We start from the raw sequence: 14,554 nt of genomic DNA on the forward strand, positions 1-14,554 counted from the left end.
TGGGAGTCATTGCATGGCAGAAGCAGATACCCAGGACGTGCGCACTGCGCTAGGCGACAGCGCCGCACGCCAATTGGCGAACGCGACCAAGACCGTTCCGCAGCTTTCCACCATCAGCCCGCGCTGGCTGGTGCACCTGCTGCAGTGGCAGCCGGTGGAGGCCGGCATCTTCCGCCTGAACCGCGTGAAAAATCCGCGCGATGTGCGCGTTGCCTGCTCGCAGCGCGACGAGGCAGAGCTGCCGCAGACCTTTGTCGACTACGACGAACATCCGCGCGAGTACTTCCTCAACGCGGTCACGACGGTGCTGGACGTGCATACGCGTGTCTCCGATCTGTACAGCAGCCCGCACGACCAGATTCAGCAGCAGCTGCGCCTGACCATCGAGACCATCAAGGAGCGTCAGGAAAGCGAGCTGATCAACAACCCCGACTACGGCCTGCTGGCCAACGTGGATGAAACGCAGCGCATCTCCACGCTCACCGGCGCGCCCACGCCTGACGATCTGGACGAGCTGATCACCAAGGTCTGGAAAGAGCCGGCGTTCTTCCTTGCGCATCCGCTGGCGATTGCCGCGTTTGGCCGCGAATGCACGCGCCGTGGTGTGCCGCCGCCGACCGTCAGCCTGTTCGGCTCGCAGTTCCTGACGTGGCGCGGCCTGCCGCTGATTCCGTCGGACAAGGTGCCCATCGACGAGAACGGCCGCACGAAGATCCTCCTGCTGCGCGTGGGCGACAAGCGCCAGGGCGTGGTCGGCCTGTATCAGCCGGGTGTGGCGGGCGAGCAGAGCCCGGGGCTGTCGGTGCGCTTCATGGGCATCAACCGGAACGCCATCGCGTCGTATCTGATTTCGCTGTATTGCTCGCTGGCCGTGCTGACCGAAGACGCGCTGGCAGTGCTCGAAGACGTGGAGATCGGCAAGTACCATGACTACCCCGACACCTACAAGTAATGCGCCCGGCGTGAGCGGTCTGGCACCGCCGGCGGGTTTGCCTGACCCGGCCGCGCTGGCGCAGTTGGCCAACGCGTTCTTCACGGCGCTGCCCGGTCGTGAACCCGAACCCGAGCCGGCACCCGCTATCGATCTGACACCGGTGGGCGCATCACCGCAACTCAGTGCGTTGCCCGTTGCGGAGACCGCACCGAGTGCACCACAGGTGCCTGTGCTGGGCGTGCCGACGCAGTACGCGGCAGCATTGCCGCAGGCGGCATCTGGCCACGGTTTGCCGGGGCCTGCGCATTCCGTCTCGGCACCGAGTTCGCCGTACTACTTCCTGGGTGAGGCGAGCGGCTATCAGTCCGCTGCGCCGCATGCGGGGGTGGCGGCGTCGGAGGTGGGTGTGCCGGAGGATCGTGTCTCGGCGCAGCCGTTTCAGCTGCCGGGCACCGATGCGCTGGCACGGCTGATCGATGGCGCATCCGGCACGCCGCCTGCGGGGCCGGAGGCATTGCGGCAGCCCGGCGGGGCTGCGCAGGCGGGGCAGTTCTACTTCCTCGCGCCAGCCGGCGGTCCGGCCGCACCCGCGCTGGAGGCACCGCGCAATACGAGGGACGAGCAGAGCCACCAGCCGCATCGCGTTGGCGCCTTCGATGTGCATGCCGTGCGGCGGGATTTTCCGATCCTGGCCGAGCGCGTCAATGGCCGGCCGCTGATCTGGCTGGACAACGCTGCCACTACGCACAAGCCGCAAGCGGTGATCGATCGGCTGGCGTATTTCTACGCGCACGAGAACTCCAACATCCACCGCGCGGCGCATGAGTTGGCCGCGCGTGCGACGGATGCGTACGAGGGTGCCCGCAACAAGGTTGCGCGGTTCCTCGGTGCGCGGTCGGCAAGCGAGATCATCTTCGTGCGCGGCGCCACCGAGGCGATCAACCTCGTTGCGCAGACGTTTGGCCGTCAGCACATCGGCGCGGGGGACGAGATCATCGTCTCGCACCTGGAGCACCACGCCAACATCGTGCCGTGGCAGCAGCTGGCCGCGCAGGTGGGCGCGCGCATCCGCGTGATTCCGGTGGATGACAGCGGCCAGGTGCTGCTGGATGAGTACCGCAAGCTGTTGAGCAGCCGGACGAAGCTGGTGTCTGTCACGCAGGTGTCGAATGCGCTGGGGACGGTGACGCCCGTGCAGGAGATCATCGCACTGGCGCATGCGGCCGGCGCGCGCGTGCTGGTGGACGGCGCGCAGGCGGTCTCGCACTTGCGTGTGAACGTGCAGGCGCTGGACGCGGATTTTTACGTGTTCTCCGGCCACAAGGTCTTCGGCCCGACGGGCATTGGCGTGGTCTACGGCAAGCAGGATCTGCTCGACACGCTGCCGCCGTGGCAGGGCGGCGGCAACATGATTGCCGACGTCACGTTCGAGAAGACGCTGTACCAGCCCGCGCCCGCGCGCTTTGAAGCCGGCACCGGCAACATCGCCGACGCGGTGGGGCTGGGCGCTGCGCTCGATTACGTCGAGCGCATCGGCCTGGAACACATCGCGCGCTACGAGCACGACCTGCTGGTCTATGCCACGCATGGGCTGTCGCGCATTCCTGGTGTGCGGTTGATCGGCACGGCTGCCAACAAGGCCAGCGTGCTGTCGTTCACGCTGGCCGGGTACCGCACGGAAGAAGTGGGCGCGGCGCTCAACCGCGAAGGCATTGCCGTACGGTCGGGCCATCACTGCGCGCAGCCGATCCTGCGGCGCTTTGGGGTGGAGGCGACGGTGCGGCCATCCCTGGCGTTCTACAACACGTGCGAGGAGGTGGATGAACTCGTGCGCGTGGTGGGGGCGCTGGCTCGGCGGTGAGGGGTTTTGGGCTGTTGAAGAAGAACGCCCTGTTGGTCCGATGCATCACGGGCTGGCGGGGCGTTTTTTTTGTTTTGGCTTTTGGCTTTTGGCCTTTGGCGGGGCGGGGGTTGGTGGTGCATCTCTTTTTCTCCCCCTGCCGGGGGCGACTTACTTTCTTTGTCTTGCCAAAGAAAGTAAGCAAAGAAAGGCGCGCCCGAGATGGCGACTTCCCCTTGGATTTTTGTAACCGGGCGGAGACGGGAAAAACTCGCTTCGCTCAGACAGTTTCCCGTCTTTTTTCCGCCCGCTTACAAAAATCCAAGGCGCCATCAAGGGCAGGAACGTCAAAGGCCACACCGACGGTGTGCTGGCCTCGGTGGCTCTTGTTCGTTGCGGTGTTGCTCGCTCTGCTTCGCGTTGTGCTGCGGAGTCCTACTGCACTCGTGGTCGATGGTTTGGCCTTTGACTTTCCCTGCCCTATGCGGCGCCTTGAATTTCTGTTGCAAGGAGGAAAAAGGAAGGGAAACTGTTTGAGCGAAGCGAGTTTTTCCCTTCCCCTCCTTGCGACATAAATTCAAGGAGGGGGTCGCCGCATCGGGCGCGCCTTTCTTTGCTTACTTTCTTTGGCAAGACAAAGAAAGTGAGTCAGCCCCGGCAGGGGATGAAACAAGGGATGCACCACTAGCAAAAAAAATCAACACGCCCTCAACGCGCTCTCAACGCGCCTTAAGCCGCCGCACCGAGACATCCCCCACCCACTGCACCAGGCTCACCAGCCCGATCAGCACCACGATCACCACCGCCATGACGGTGGTGTCGAAGCGCTGATAGCCGTAGCGGATGGCGATGTCGCCCAGCCCGCCTGCGCCGACGGCACCCGCCATGGCCGATGCGCCAATCAACGACACCACGGTCAGCGTAAAGCCGCCGATGATGCCGGGCAGCGCTTCGGGCAGCAGCACGTGCCAGACGATGTGGCGGCGTTCGCAGCCCATGGCCTGCGCGGCTTCCATCAGGCCGCGGTCGACTTCGCGCAGGCTGATCTCGGCAATGCGCGCGAAGAACGGTGTGGCGCTGATCGACAGCGGTACGACCGCTGCCCATACGCCAATGGTTGCGCCCACCACCAGCCGCGTGAACGGCAGCAGCGCCACCAGCAGGATGATGAACGGCGTGGCCCGAAAGCCGTTGATGAGCGCGCCCAGCACGCGGTGCACGCGCGGCGATTCCAGCGCATTGCCCGGCGCCGTCAGCACCAGGATGAGCGCCAGCGGAATACCGGCCAGCACGGCGATCAGCGCGGAGGCCGACACCATCGTGAGCGTGTCGAGCAAGCCCTGCCAGATGCGATCAATCGTGAGCGGCGACATAGCCGAGGCTCCGGGTGTGTTGGGACAACTGCAGCGCGGCGAGCGCGTCGGCCGACAGCGTGCTGCCCGCTGCTGCCACCAGCAGGCGCCCTTGCGTGCGGCCCTGAATGCGGTCAAGGTCGGCGCGCAGCAGGCGGGTGGGTTGGTGCAGGGCCTGGGCAATCTGCGCGAGTTCCGGCACAGCGGCGGCGCCGGTGTAGCTGAGTTCGATCAGTTGCTCGAACGGAGCGCGCGCGGGCGGCGTGGGCTGCAACCGCAAGGCCACGTCTTCGGGCAGGCCGCCGCGCAGCGGCTCGAGCAGTGCCCGTGTTGCGTCGTGCTGCGGGTCGCCAAAGACGCGCCAAACCGGGCCTTGCTCGGCAATGCGGCCAGCTTCCAGCACGAGCACGTTGTCGCAGATATCGCGGATCACGCCCATCTCGTGCGTGATGAGCACGATCGTCAACCCCAGGCGGCGGTTGATGTCGCGCAGCAGGGCGAGGATGGCGTCGGTCGTCTCGGGGTCGAGCGCGGAGGTGGCCTCATCGCACAGCAGAATTTCGGGGCGATGCACGAGCGCGCGCGCAATCCCCACGCGCTGCTTTTGCCCGCCGGACAGGCGCCCCGGATACACGTGCTGCTTACCCTCAAGCCCGACCAGTGCGAGCAGCGCATCCACGCGCTGTGCGATCTCGGCAGCCGGCACACCAGCCACCTTCAGCGGCAGCGCGACGTTTTCCCATACCGTCTTGGCGGAAAGCAGGTTGAAGTGCTGGAAGATCATGCCGATGCGCCGGCGCAGCTGCACCAGTGCGGCCCTGCCGAGCGTGCCGACATCGACGCCGTCCACCAGCACTTGCCCGCTGGTGGGCTGTTCCAGCCCGTTGATGGTGCGCAGCAGGCTGGATTTGCCCGCACCGCTGCGCCCGATGATGCCGAAGATGCCTCCAGCCGGAATGTCGAGGTCGATGCCTTGCAGTGCATGCACATCGCCCGCCGCTGCGCGATACGTCTTGCCGACGTTGCAGAACGTGATGGTGCCGGCAGTGGGGGCGGAGATTGCGGCATCGGCGTGTCTGGCATGCGGCGCGATCGCGTCGGTCCAGATGTGCGTGGGGTTCGAGACGAGTGTGGTCATGGCCTTGGCGCTTTACCGTTTTACCGTTTCACCCAGGGCAGAGTGAAGAGCTTGTCGTCGTTGGCATAGGACGTGCGCACTTGCTGGCGCACGGCTGGCGAATCCTGGTACAGCTTGATGAAGCGGGCGATGCGTGGGTCGTTGGCGTTGTCGTTGCGGGCAACGAAGCGGATGGCGAAGTACTCGTCGTCGATGCCCGAATACAGCAGGCCGGCGCTCGCGACGTCCGGTTTGCCGGCGTTGACGAAGTGCGCGGGGTAGCCCTGGGCAAGGTCCACGTCATCCAGCGCGCGTACAAGCTGCGGGCCTTCGATTTCGACAAACTTCAGCTTCTTCGGATTGCCGACCACGTCGTTGAGCGTGCCGCGCGCACCCACGCCATCGCGCAGTTTGATCAGCCCCGCCTTCTGCAGCAGCAACAGCCCACGGCCCTGGTTGACAGGGTCATTGGCCACGGCCACGCGCGCGCCGTCCTTCAGATCGCTCAGGCGTTTGATCTTGCTGGAATACAGGCCGATATTGCCCAGCACGCCGATGCCGACGCTCTTGAAGGCATAGCCGCGTTCCTTGATCGCGTTGTCGAGAAAGGCCTGGTGCTGGAAGTAGTTGAGATCCAGGTCGCCCGAGGCGAGTGCGACGTTGGGGGTGGTCCAGTCGGTCAACTCGACCACCTTGACTTCAAGCCCCTGCTTGCGGGCTTCGGCGGCGGCCACCTCCACGGAATCGGCCAGTGCACCCGGCGTGACGCCGATGCGCAGTGGCGCCGCCTGTGCGGCAGCTGTCATGCCGAGGACAGCGAGGGCCATCACGGCCGGAGCGATGAAATGCGCGAGTCGTTGTACGAGTTTCATGGGCGTGGGGCATGGTTGCCGCAAAAGGAACATGCGGTGATTCCAGCATGGCAACGCGCCCCATTCCCACGAATATTTGCGTAGATGGTTACTCGGTCTGGGTTAGGGCGATACTTGCGGTCGGCCGTGGTCGTTCAATCAAAAAGGAGGGGACTTTTCAATGCATGCATCTTTTAAACGTCGCCGGACAAGGACGGGGCGGGTGGTGGGGCGTCTGCTGTTGGCAATCGCCGTCATCCTGGTGGGCCTTGCGGCGGTTGTGGGGGTGAATACATGGCGACACGACTCGCGCCAGCTGGATGTGCCGGCCGTCACGCCGGTTGCGGTGGATGGCCCGGCCGCAGCGGCGCACCTGGCCGAGGCCGTGCGCGCACGGACCGTGTCGAGCGCCGCCGATGCGCAACTGAATGCCGACCAGTTCCGCCAGTTGCATGCCATGCTCGCGGCGCGCTACCCCCAGGCGCACGCCGTGCTGCAGCGTGAGCAGGTGGGCGACTTCGCGTTGCTCTACACCTGGAAGGGCACTGACCCGTCGCTCAAGCCCATCATGCTGATGGCGCACCAGGATGTCGTACCGATTGCTCCCGGCACCGAAGGCGACTGGACCCAACCGCCGTTCGACGGTGTGGTGAAAGACGGCATGGTCTGGGGCCGCGGCGCGTGGGACGACAAGGGCAACCTGATCTCGCAGATGGAGGCCATCGAGCTGCTGGCCGCCAGCGGCTTCAAGCCGCGCCGCACCATTCACCTGGCGTTTGGTGCCGACGAGGAAGTGGGCGGCGACCGCGGCGCCAAGCAGATCGCCGCACTGCTCAAATCGCGCGGCGAGCGTCTCGACTTCGTGATCGACGAAGGGCTGCTGATTACCGAAGGCGTGCTGCCGGGGCTCACCAAACCGGCGGCGCTGATTGGCGTGGCGGAGAAGGGCTTTCTTTCCGTCCAACTCAAGGTCGGGGCCACGCCGGGGCATTCGTCGATGCCGCCACCGCACGGGCAGAGCGCCATCGCCATGATGAGCGCCACGCTCAAGCGCCTGGATGACGATCAGTTGCCCGCCGGCATTCGCGGTGTAGCGCAGGAGATGTTTGCAACGCTGGCGCCCGAGATGCAGGGTTTCAGCCGCGTGGCACTGTCGAACCTGTGGCTGTTCGGGCCGCTGGTGCAGAAGCAACTGGAGGCGTCCGGCAGCTCCAACGCCATGCTGCGCACCACGACTGCGCTGACCATCGTGCAGGCCGGCAATAAGGACAACGTGCTGCCTGGCCGCGCCGAGGCCACGGTCAACTTCCGCCTGCTGCCGGGCGACACCATCGCCTCCGTCACCGCGCACGTGGAAGACGCCGCCAAGGCGGCAGCGCCCCACGGCAAATTCGAACTGAGCCGGCTGCCGGGTTCCAGCGAAGCCTCGCCGGTGTCGCCCACGCAGTCGGCGTCGTATCAGTTGATCAACAAGACGGTGCGCGAGCTGTTCCCGGGCACGGTCGTGGCGCCCGGGCTGATGATCGGTGCGACGGATTCGCGCCACATGATCGAGATTGCCGACCACGTGTATCGGTTTTCGCCGGTGCGCGCCAAGCCGGAAGACCTGCCGCGCTTTCATGGCACCAACGAGCGGATCACCGAGGCCAACCTGGTGGAGCTGATCCGGTTCTACCACCGGCTGGTGCAGCAGGCGGCTGGGGCTTGATATCAGTGGGTCAGTGGGCGTTGGCCACCAGCGTGTCGATGTGCGCGTCGTTGGTGGCTTCGGGGCGGCGCAGTTGCGTGCTGCGGCTGCCGTCCACTGAGATGGCTGTGTCGCCGTGCACGGTCACGCGGCGTACCAGGCGCGGCTGGTTGCCGTAATCGTTGATGGCGTAGTGCTGCGTGGCGCGGTTGTCCCAGATGGCGACGTCGTGCTGGCGCCATTGCCAGCGGACGGTGTTGTCCAGCCGCGTCACGCGGTTCTGCAGCAGTTCGAACAGCCGCGTCGATTCGCTGCCCGGCAGGCCGGTGAAGCGCTTGACGAAATGCCCGAGCAGCAGGGCGCGCTCGCTGGTCTCGGGGTGCACGTGCACCACCGGGTGCGAGGCTTCATACACCGAGGCGGTAAACACATCGCGGTGGTGCCGCAGGCGTGCGCTGTCGATCTGCGTGCGTTCGGCACCGTAGTCGTAATCGTTGGTGTGCACGGCCCAGAGCTGCTCGGCAAGCTGCTTGAGCGGGTCGGGCAACTGCTCGTAGGCGCGGGCGGTGTTGGCCCAGACCGTGTCGCCGCCGTAAGCCGGAATCGTCACCGCGCGCAGGATCGAGACCTTCGGAAACGCATCGAGAAACGTCACGTCGGTGTGCCACGAGTCGGCACGGCCGCCGCCCTTCGACGCGTCCAGTTCAAACAGGTGCGTGCCGGTGGGCGCCGGCACGGTCGGGTGGGCGACGATGCGGCCGAAGCGCTTGCCGAAGGCCTGGTGCCGGTCATCGTCCAACTGCTGCTGGTCGCGAAAGAACAACACCTTGTACTTGAGCAGCGCCGCATACAGGCTCGCGAACGTGTCTTCCGCCAAGTCGGCGCCGAGCTTGAGGTCGAGCACCTCCCCGCCGATATGTCCGGCCACGCGGCGTACGCGCAGGGTGCCGAACGTGGTGTCGATGGCGGTGTTGTGATCGTCTGGCATGGCGGCTCCGGCAGAAATGGCGATGGATCATGCTAGCCACCCGATGCCCAGCCGAAAACGAACGGTTTGACATATCCAAATGCAGTTCTGTCGGTCATGCCGATGAACTGTTCGCGAAAGATGCTGAACAGTTCAGCCAAACTGTTCACAACTGTTCATGTCAACTCGTTGCGCTGCCGCGCAAGATGGAACCGTGCCGATCCGCAGTCCCCATAAAAACCCACCACGAACCCCGGCACAGGAGTCTCAATCATGCGCGAAATCAGAATCTTCGAACTGGACCGGCCGGGCGTGCCGGTGAGCTGGCGGTCGGCACGGGCCCAAACCATCGCCGCACAAGCCGGGCTGTTGTGGGTCACGCAAGAGCATCAACGCCAGGACATCTGGCTCAAGCCCGGGCAGGCGATCGACGTGCCGGCGGGCGTGCGCTTCTGGCTATCGGGTGAGCCGGTGGACGGCACGCCGGCGCGCTTTTCAGTGACCGAAGACATCAATGCGCCGCGCCGCCTGCTGCGTTTTATCGGCGCGATGGTCGTGGCTGCATATCGGCAGGTTCTGCGCGACGACGGGCAGGATGCCGCGCGTATACCGTCGGCGCAGCGGATTGGCACCTGAAGCCTGGCGTCAAACCGGAAACACGAGCCGGAACTCGGTCCGCCCACCCGGCGGGCTGCTGGCCTGCACGCTACCGCCGTGCAGGTCCATGATGGTTTTGACGATGGCCAGTCCCAACCCGGTCGACTGGCTTGATTGCGCCCCAGACTGCGCCCCGGACTGCGCCCGCGAGGGGTCGCCCCGGTAGAACCGCTCGAACAGCAGCGGCAGGGCGGTCGGCGCAATGCCCGGCCCAGGGTTGTGCACGGCGATTGCGATGCCCTGCGGCGCTGTCTCGATCGTCACGTCGATGCGCTCGCCGGTGGGCGTGTGACGCAGCGCGTTGTCGAGCAGGTTGTTGATGGCCCGGCGCAGCAACGTGGCGTCTGCGTGCAGCCGCGCATCGCCGCGCACGTCGATGGCGATGTCGCGATCGGCAGCCACTGCCTCGAAATAATCGACCAGCACCTGCACCTCGTGGCGCGCATCCAGCGGCTCGATGGACAGCGCCACGCGGGCATGGTCGGCGCGTGCCAGAAAGAGCATGTCTTCGATCATGTGCGACAGGCGCGCGTATTCCTCCAGGTTGGATTCGAGCACGCTGCGGTATTCCTCGCCCGTGCGCGGGTGTGCGAGCGTGACTTCGGTCTGGCCCACCAGATTCGCCAGCGGCGTGCGGAAGTCGTGCGCCAGGTCCGCAGAGAACTGCGACAACCGCGCAAAGCCGTCCTGCAGGCGCGTGAGCATGGCGTTGAGCGATGCCAGCAGGTCGGCCAATTCGCGCGGCGCGCCCTGCAGGGTGAGACGCGTGTCGAGCTGGCTCGGCACCACGGCCGCAGCCTGACTGCCGATGCGCGCCAACCCGCGCAGCGTGCCCCGCACGAGCAGCAGGCTCAGCAGCGCCACCGCCGCCACGCCGCCCATGACGGCAAAGACGATGTGGCGCTGGTACTGGGTCAGCAATGCCGCGCGGCTATCGCCATCCTGCGCGACCAGCACGATCACTTTCGCGTTGTTCTGGCCCAGCCAGGCCTCCGCCGCTGCAGCGCGCGAGGCCATGCCGGTCATCGACGTCCATGTCTGTACGGACGACTCCGACGGCGGCACCGCAGCCGCAACCACGGGCGGCATCGTCACCTGTTCGCCCTCGGGGTTCACTTCGACCAGCGTGCGGCCTTCCGGCGTGGCAATGCGCAGGATCAATCCATCGTGGCCCGACACCACATCGGTATAGCGGTGCGCGGTACGCACCAGATCGTCGGCGCTGGGTACCTCGCTGGCGAGGTGGCGCAGCTGGGCGATCTTGCCGATCAGCATGGCATCGTCGGTCGCGCGCAGCTGTGCGTTGAGCGCGAAGTACAGATACGTGCCAGCTGCGGTGAGCGTGACCGATGCCACCACCACAAACGCCAGCACGAGCCTGCCCGCAAGCGATGTGGGCCAGCGCATGAGTGTGCCGTTGAGCGACGCCATCAACGGCCCACCGCGTCGAGCACGTAGCCCATGCCGCGCAAGGTGTGGATCAGCTTGTGCTCGAACGGATCGTCCACCTTGGCGCGCAAGCGCCGGATCGACACATCCACCACGTTGGTGTTGCTGTCGAAGTTCACGTCCCATACCTGCGAGGCGATCAGCGAGCGCGAAAGGACCTCGCCCGCGCGCCGCGCCAGCAGATGCAGCAGCGCGTATTCCTTGGCGGTCAGGTCGATGCGTTGTCCTGCCCGCGTCACGCGGCGTTTGATCGTGTCGATCGTCAGGTCGGCAATTTCGAGGATCTCGCTTTCGCGCAGCGGGCCGCGCCGCAGGATGGTGCGCACACGCGCCACCAGTTCGGCAAAGGCGAAGGGTTTGACGAGGTAATCGTCTGCGCCCAGCTCCAGGCCTTTCAGGCGGTCGGCCAGTTCGTCGCGCGCGGTCAGGCACAGCACCGGCGTGCTCTTGCGGCGGCGCAGTTCCTGCAGCACCTGCCAGCCGTCCATGCCGGGCAGCATGATGTCGAGCACGATCAGGTCGTACTGATGCTCCATGGCCTGGAAAAGGCCATCGGGGCCGGTGCGGGCCAGGTCGGCCACAAAGCCGGATTCCGTCAGGCCCTTGAGCAGGTAATCGCCCGCTTTGGGCTCGTCTTCAACAATGAGCAGTCGCATGGTGAAAAGTGGCGCGCTGGGTGTCTGCGCCAATGCCGCCAAGATATGCCAAAACCTCAGGCCCGGGCACAAAGATGACAAGTTTGTCATCTTCGAGTCATGCCCGCGTGGTGCACCGCTCCCTAGACTGGCCTCACTGACATCGCCCCCCAATCCCCCTTGTTTGCTGATGTCAGGCCTTTTCAAGGAGATCCTCATGGCGATTCGATTCCAACGCGTGCTTCCCCTGGTTGCCCTGGCCGCAATGCTGGCAACCGGCACGGCCGTGGCCGCGCAAGGCGATCACGATGCGTGCTGCGCGCCGCAGGCCACGTCGATGCCCGCGCCGCTGGCCAAGGCTGGCGCCCGCGACCCGTACACCGATGGCGCCCGGACCGGCACGCGCGACCCCTATACCGATGGCGCAAAGGCCGGCGCGCGTGATCCGTACACGGACGGTGCAGCGCAAACCGCGCTCGATGCCCGCGTCGGCACACGTGACCCCTACACCGATGGCGGCTTGAGCAACCCGCGCAGCCCGGATCCGTACACCGACGGTGCGATTGCGTAATGCGCGGTTTCCAGCTCACCGGGGCAGCCCTCGCATGCCTTCTGGCTGCCCCGTTGGCCACCGCAGCGGCGACTGACTCCGTCGCTCCGGTGGCCGTTTCCATGTCGGGTGCCTCCGTGGTTGCGGCAACGGAGCGCGTGACGCTGCAGCAGGCCGTTGAGCGTGCGCTGCAGACGCATCCGGCGCTGGCCGCTGCGGGCTATGAAGTGGCCGCCAGTGAGGGCGCGCTCGACCAGGCCCGTCGGTTGCGCAATCCCGAAGCGGCCTTCACGACGGAAGACGTCCGCCGCGACCGCGCCACGATGACGGCGCAACTGAATATCCCGTTGGAACTGGGCGGCAAACGCGGGGCCCGCACACGCGCCGCAGAAGTGGCACGAGACGCCACCACGCAGGATGCTGCCGTGCTGCAGGCCGAGTTGCGTGCGGACGTCACACGCGCGTTTTTCGATTTGGTGATCGCCCAGGAGCGCCTGTCGCTCGCGCAGGCGTCGGATGCGTTGGCCGCCCAGGCCGAATCCGCCGCCGCGCGCCGCGTGCAGGCAGGCAAGGTGTCACCGGTGGAGCAGACCAAGGCAGGCGTAGCGCGTGCCAGCGCAGCCATCGAACTGCGTGATGCGAATGCCGAGTTGCGGGTCGCCCAACGCGCCCTGGCGGCCTTCTGGGGCACGCCTTCTGCCGCGCCCGAAGCCGACGGAAGCGCAGAGACGCTGCCCGCCGTGCCGCTCGAAGCGCGCCAAGCTGCCGGCACGTTGGAAAACACGCCCCGCGCCATCCGCGCCCGTCTGGAGATCGACCGCCGCCAGGCACTTGCCAACGTGGAGCGCAGCAAGCGCGTGCCCGACGTGACGCTCACGGTGGGCGCCAAGCGCGACAGCGCCGCGAACAACAACATGGCGGTGCTCGGCATTGCCGTGCCACTGCCGTTGTTTGATCGCAACCAGGGCAGCCAGCTTGAAGCGCAGCGTCTGGCCGACAAGGCGTTTGAAGACTACCGCGCCCTGCAGCTTGAACAGAACGCCACGCTCGCGCAGGACGTGGCGCGGCTCGATGCGGCGCGCGCCGCCGTGCAGTCGCTGCGGCAAGACGTGTTGCCCGGCGCGCAGCGCGCGTATGACGCTGCACGTATCGGCTTTGATGCCGGCAAGTTCAATTTTCTCGATGTGCTGGATGCCCAGCGCACGCTGTTTCAGGCGCGCGCGCAATACCTGGCCGCGCTGTCGCGCGCGCATCAGGCGGCTGCCGGCATCGATCGCATCCTCGGCCGGTAGCGCGGCCTTTCTCTTTCTGCTGACATGACACTTCCACCGCAACAACGGCGCGCCATCGCGCTCATCGTCGTGCTCGGGGCGCTGGCCGCTGTCGGGCTGTGGTTCGGCATGGGTGCACGCCAGGCGCCGACGGCCGATGCTGAGGCAGCACCCGCACCGGCCGCCACCGAGCAAGCCGAGGCGCCCCACGCCGAGACGCTTGCCATGACGGCCGACGCCATCGCCAATGCCAAGATCGGCGTGGACACCGCCGGGGCTGCCGACTTGCGAACGCAGGTGGTCCTGCCCGGCGAGATCCGCCTGAACGAAGACCGCACCGCGCACGTGGTGCCGCGCGTGGCGGGTGTGGCCGAAAAGGTGGCGGTGGAACTGGGCCAGCCGGTGACGCGCGGCCAACTGCTGGCCGTGCTCTCCAGCCCCGCGCTGTCGGATCAGCGCAGCGAACTGCAGGCTGCCCAGCAACGCCTTGCGCTCGCGCAGGAAACACACGCACGCGAAAAGCGCCTCTGGGAGCAGGGCATCGCCGCCGAGCAGGATTACCAGCAGGCGCGCACGTCGCTGCAGGAAGCGCGCATTGCTGCGGATAACGCACGCCAGAAGCTGACGGCCATTGGCGCAGCACCGGCGGGTTCGGCGCTGAATCGCTTCGAGTTGCGTGCGCCGTTTGATGGCGTCGTGGTCGCGAAGCATCTGTCGCAGGGTGAGGCCGTGCAGGCGGAGACAGCCGTTTTTACCGTGGCGGACCTGCGCACCGTGTGGGCGGACTTTTCCGTCACCGCCAAGGATCTGGAAGCGGTCACCACCAACGCTGCCGCCACCGTGCGCGCCACGGCCACGGGCACCGCCGTGCAAGGCAAGGTCTCTTACGTTGGCACCTTGCTGGGCGAACAGACCCGCACCGCGCCCGCCCGCGTCACGCTCGACAACCCGAAGCTCGCTTGGCGGCCCGGCATGTTCGTCAACGTGTCGGTCGAATCGGGGCGCGTGCAGGTGCCCGTGGCCGTGCGCGCCGATGCCGTGCAGACCGTCGATGAGAAACCCTCGGTGTTTGTGCCTGTGCCCGCCGGCTTTGAAGTGCGCCCCGTCAAAACGGGCCGCACCGACGGCACCTGGACGGAGATTCTCGAAGGGCTTCCCGCCGGCGCGCGCTACGCCGCGACCAACAGCTACGTGCTGAAGGCCGAAGCCGGCAAGTCCGCCGACCACGGTCATTGAAAGGAGGC

Annotated in this window: 13 protein-coding genes; 7 read left to right on the forward strand and 6 right to left on the reverse strand. The window is 66.3% G+C overall.

Features of this window, described 5'->3' with window-relative positions:
- The first annotated feature begins 13 nt into the window (after positions 1-13).
- The gene (locus N511_RS0114390) at positions 14-952 is read left to right on the forward strand and encodes a family 2A encapsulin nanocompartment shell protein (protein WP_004631502.1); all 939 of its coding nucleotides are present in this window, start codon (positions 14-16) and stop codon (positions 950-952) included.
- Positions 927-2,795 (forward strand): family 2A encapsulin nanocompartment cargo protein cysteine desulfurase, encoded by a 1,869-nt coding sequence (locus N511_RS0114395; RefSeq protein ID WP_027679952.1) that lies wholly within the window; start codon positions 927-929, stop codon positions 2,793-2,795. Before N511_RS0114390 ends, N511_RS0114395 begins: the two co-directional genes overlap by 26 nt.
- Before the next feature lie 698 nt (positions 2,796-3,493).
- On the opposite strand, the gene N511_RS0114400 is transcribed toward N511_RS0114395, so the two are convergent.
- The 3 genes from N511_RS0114400 to N511_RS0114410 are packed head-to-tail and all read right to left on the reverse strand — an operon-like array spanning position 3,494 to position 6,115.
- Positions 3,494-4,147 (reverse strand): methionine ABC transporter permease, encoded by a 654-nt coding sequence (locus N511_RS0114400; protein ID WP_004631504.1) that lies wholly within the window; start codon positions 4,145-4,147, stop codon positions 3,494-3,496.
- Positions 4,128-5,264, reverse strand: a complete 1,137-nt coding sequence (locus N511_RS0114405) for a methionine ABC transporter ATP-binding protein (RefSeq protein WP_027679953.1) — start codon at positions 5,262-5,264, stop codon at positions 4,128-4,130. Before N511_RS0114405 ends, N511_RS0114400 begins: the two co-directional genes overlap by 20 nt.
- 20 nt (positions 5,265-5,284) lie before the next feature.
- Entirely contained in the window at positions 5,285-6,115 is an 831-nt protein-coding gene (locus N511_RS0114410; protein WP_027679954.1) for a MetQ/NlpA family ABC transporter substrate-binding protein, read from the reverse strand.
- A gap of 160 nt (positions 6,116-6,275) precedes the next feature.
- Between N511_RS0114410 and N511_RS0114415 the strand changes: the two genes are divergently transcribed.
- Entirely contained in the window at positions 6,276-7,802 is a 1,527-nt protein-coding gene (locus N511_RS0114415) for a M20 family peptidase (RefSeq protein WP_027679955.1), read from the forward strand.
- Between the two features lie 10 nt (positions 7,803-7,812).
- Here the strand turns inward: N511_RS0114415 and N511_RS0114420 are convergent, their stop codons facing one another.
- Positions 7,813-8,769: a TauD/TfdA dioxygenase family protein gene (locus N511_RS0114420; RefSeq protein ID WP_027679956.1), complete on the reverse strand. Its 957-nt coding sequence runs from the start codon at positions 8,767-8,769 to the stop codon at positions 7,813-7,815.
- A gap of 252 nt (positions 8,770-9,021) precedes the next feature.
- Here N511_RS0114420 and N511_RS0114430 point away from each other — a divergent pair, with 252 nt between their 5' ends.
- Positions 9,022-9,384 carry a DUF2917 domain-containing protein gene (locus N511_RS0114430; protein ID WP_027679957.1) on the forward strand — a complete coding sequence of 121 codons (363 nt, stop codon included), beginning with the start codon at positions 9,022-9,024 and terminating at the stop codon, positions 9,382-9,384.
- Positions 9,385-9,393: 9 nt separating this feature from the next.
- On the opposite strand, the gene N511_RS0114435 is transcribed toward N511_RS0114430, so the two are convergent.
- Together N511_RS0114435 and N511_RS0114440 are read right to left on the reverse strand one after the other, a co-directional pair.
- On the reverse strand, positions 9,394-10,836 hold the full coding sequence (locus tag N511_RS0114435) for a heavy metal sensor histidine kinase (RefSeq protein WP_027679958.1): 1,443 nt from the start codon (positions 10,834-10,836) through the stop codon (positions 9,394-9,396).
- Complete coding sequence (locus N511_RS0114440) at positions 10,836-11,510, reverse strand: heavy metal response regulator transcription factor (protein WP_027679959.1); 675 nt, start codon at positions 11,508-11,510, stop codon at positions 10,836-10,838. The genes N511_RS0114435 and N511_RS0114440 overlap by 1 nt, the downstream gene beginning before the upstream one ends.
- Positions 11,511-11,706: 196 nt before the next feature.
- Here N511_RS0114440 and N511_RS0114445 point away from each other — a divergent pair, with 196 nt between their 5' ends.
- From N511_RS0114445 to N511_RS0114455, 3 genes are all read left to right on the forward strand, one after another.
- Positions 11,707-12,060, forward strand: coding sequence for a hypothetical protein (locus N511_RS0114445; RefSeq protein ID WP_027679960.1), 354 nt, complete (start codon positions 11,707-11,709; stop codon positions 12,058-12,060).
- A gap of 101 nt (positions 12,061-12,161) precedes the next feature.
- Entirely contained in the window at positions 12,162-13,331 is a 1,170-nt protein-coding gene (locus N511_RS0114450) for a TolC family protein (protein WP_231479622.1), read from the forward strand.
- A 24-nt stretch (positions 13,332-13,355) separates the two neighbouring features.
- On the forward strand, positions 13,356-14,546 hold the full coding sequence (locus tag N511_RS0114455; protein ID WP_027679962.1) for an efflux RND transporter periplasmic adaptor subunit: 1,191 nt from the start codon (positions 13,356-13,358) through the stop codon (positions 14,544-14,546).
- The last annotated feature ends 8 nt before the right edge of the window (positions 14,547-14,554 follow it).

The sequence above is a fragment of the Ralstonia sp. UNC404CL21Col genome, from assembly GCF_000620465.1.
In the GTDB taxonomy this organism is placed as follows: domain Bacteria; phylum Pseudomonadota; class Gammaproteobacteria; order Burkholderiales; family Burkholderiaceae; genus Ralstonia; species Ralstonia flatus.

What these genes read in the sequence shown, in the direction of transcription:
- N511_RS0114390 (WP_004631502.1), top strand. Translation starts at nt 14, where the DNA reads ATGGCAGAAGCAGATACCCAGGACGTGCGCACTGCGCTAGGCGACAGC.
- N511_RS0114395 (WP_027679952.1), top strand. Translation starts at nt 927, where the DNA reads ATGACTACCCCGACACCTACAAGTAATGCGCCCGGCGTGAGCGGTCTG.
- N511_RS0114400 (WP_004631504.1), bottom strand. Translation starts at nt 4,147, where the DNA reads ATGTCGCCGCTCACGATTGATCGCATCTGGCAGGGCTTGCTCGACACG.
- N511_RS0114405 (WP_027679953.1), bottom strand. Translation starts at nt 5,264, where the DNA reads ATGACCACACTCGTCTCGAACCCCACGCACATCTGGACCGACGCGATC.
- N511_RS0114410 (WP_027679954.1), bottom strand. Translation starts at nt 6,115, where the DNA reads ATGAAACTCGTACAACGACTCGCGCATTTCATCGCTCCGGCCGTGATG.
- N511_RS0114415 (WP_027679955.1), top strand. Translation starts at nt 6,276, where the DNA reads ATGCATGCATCTTTTAAACGTCGCCGGACAAGGACGGGGCGGGTGGTG.
- N511_RS0114420 (WP_027679956.1), bottom strand. Translation starts at nt 8,769, where the DNA reads ATGCCAGACGATCACAACACCGCCATCGACACCACGTTCGGCACCCTG.
- N511_RS0114430 (WP_027679957.1), top strand. Translation starts at nt 9,022, where the DNA reads ATGCGCGAAATCAGAATCTTCGAACTGGACCGGCCGGGCGTGCCGGTG.
- N511_RS0114435 (WP_027679958.1), bottom strand. Translation starts at nt 10,836, where the DNA reads ATGGCGTCGCTCAACGGCACACTCATGCGCTGGCCCACATCGCTTGCG.
- N511_RS0114440 (WP_027679959.1), bottom strand. Translation starts at nt 11,510, where the DNA reads ATGCGACTGCTCATTGTTGAAGACGAGCCCAAAGCGGGCGATTACCTG.
- N511_RS0114445 (WP_027679960.1), top strand. Translation starts at nt 11,707, where the DNA reads ATGGCGATTCGATTCCAACGCGTGCTTCCCCTGGTTGCCCTGGCCGCA.
- N511_RS0114450 (WP_231479622.1), top strand. Translation starts at nt 12,162, where the DNA reads ATGTCGGGTGCCTCCGTGGTTGCGGCAACGGAGCGCGTGACGCTGCAG.
- N511_RS0114455 (WP_027679962.1), top strand. Translation starts at nt 13,356, where the DNA reads ATGACACTTCCACCGCAACAACGGCGCGCCATCGCGCTCATCGTCGTG.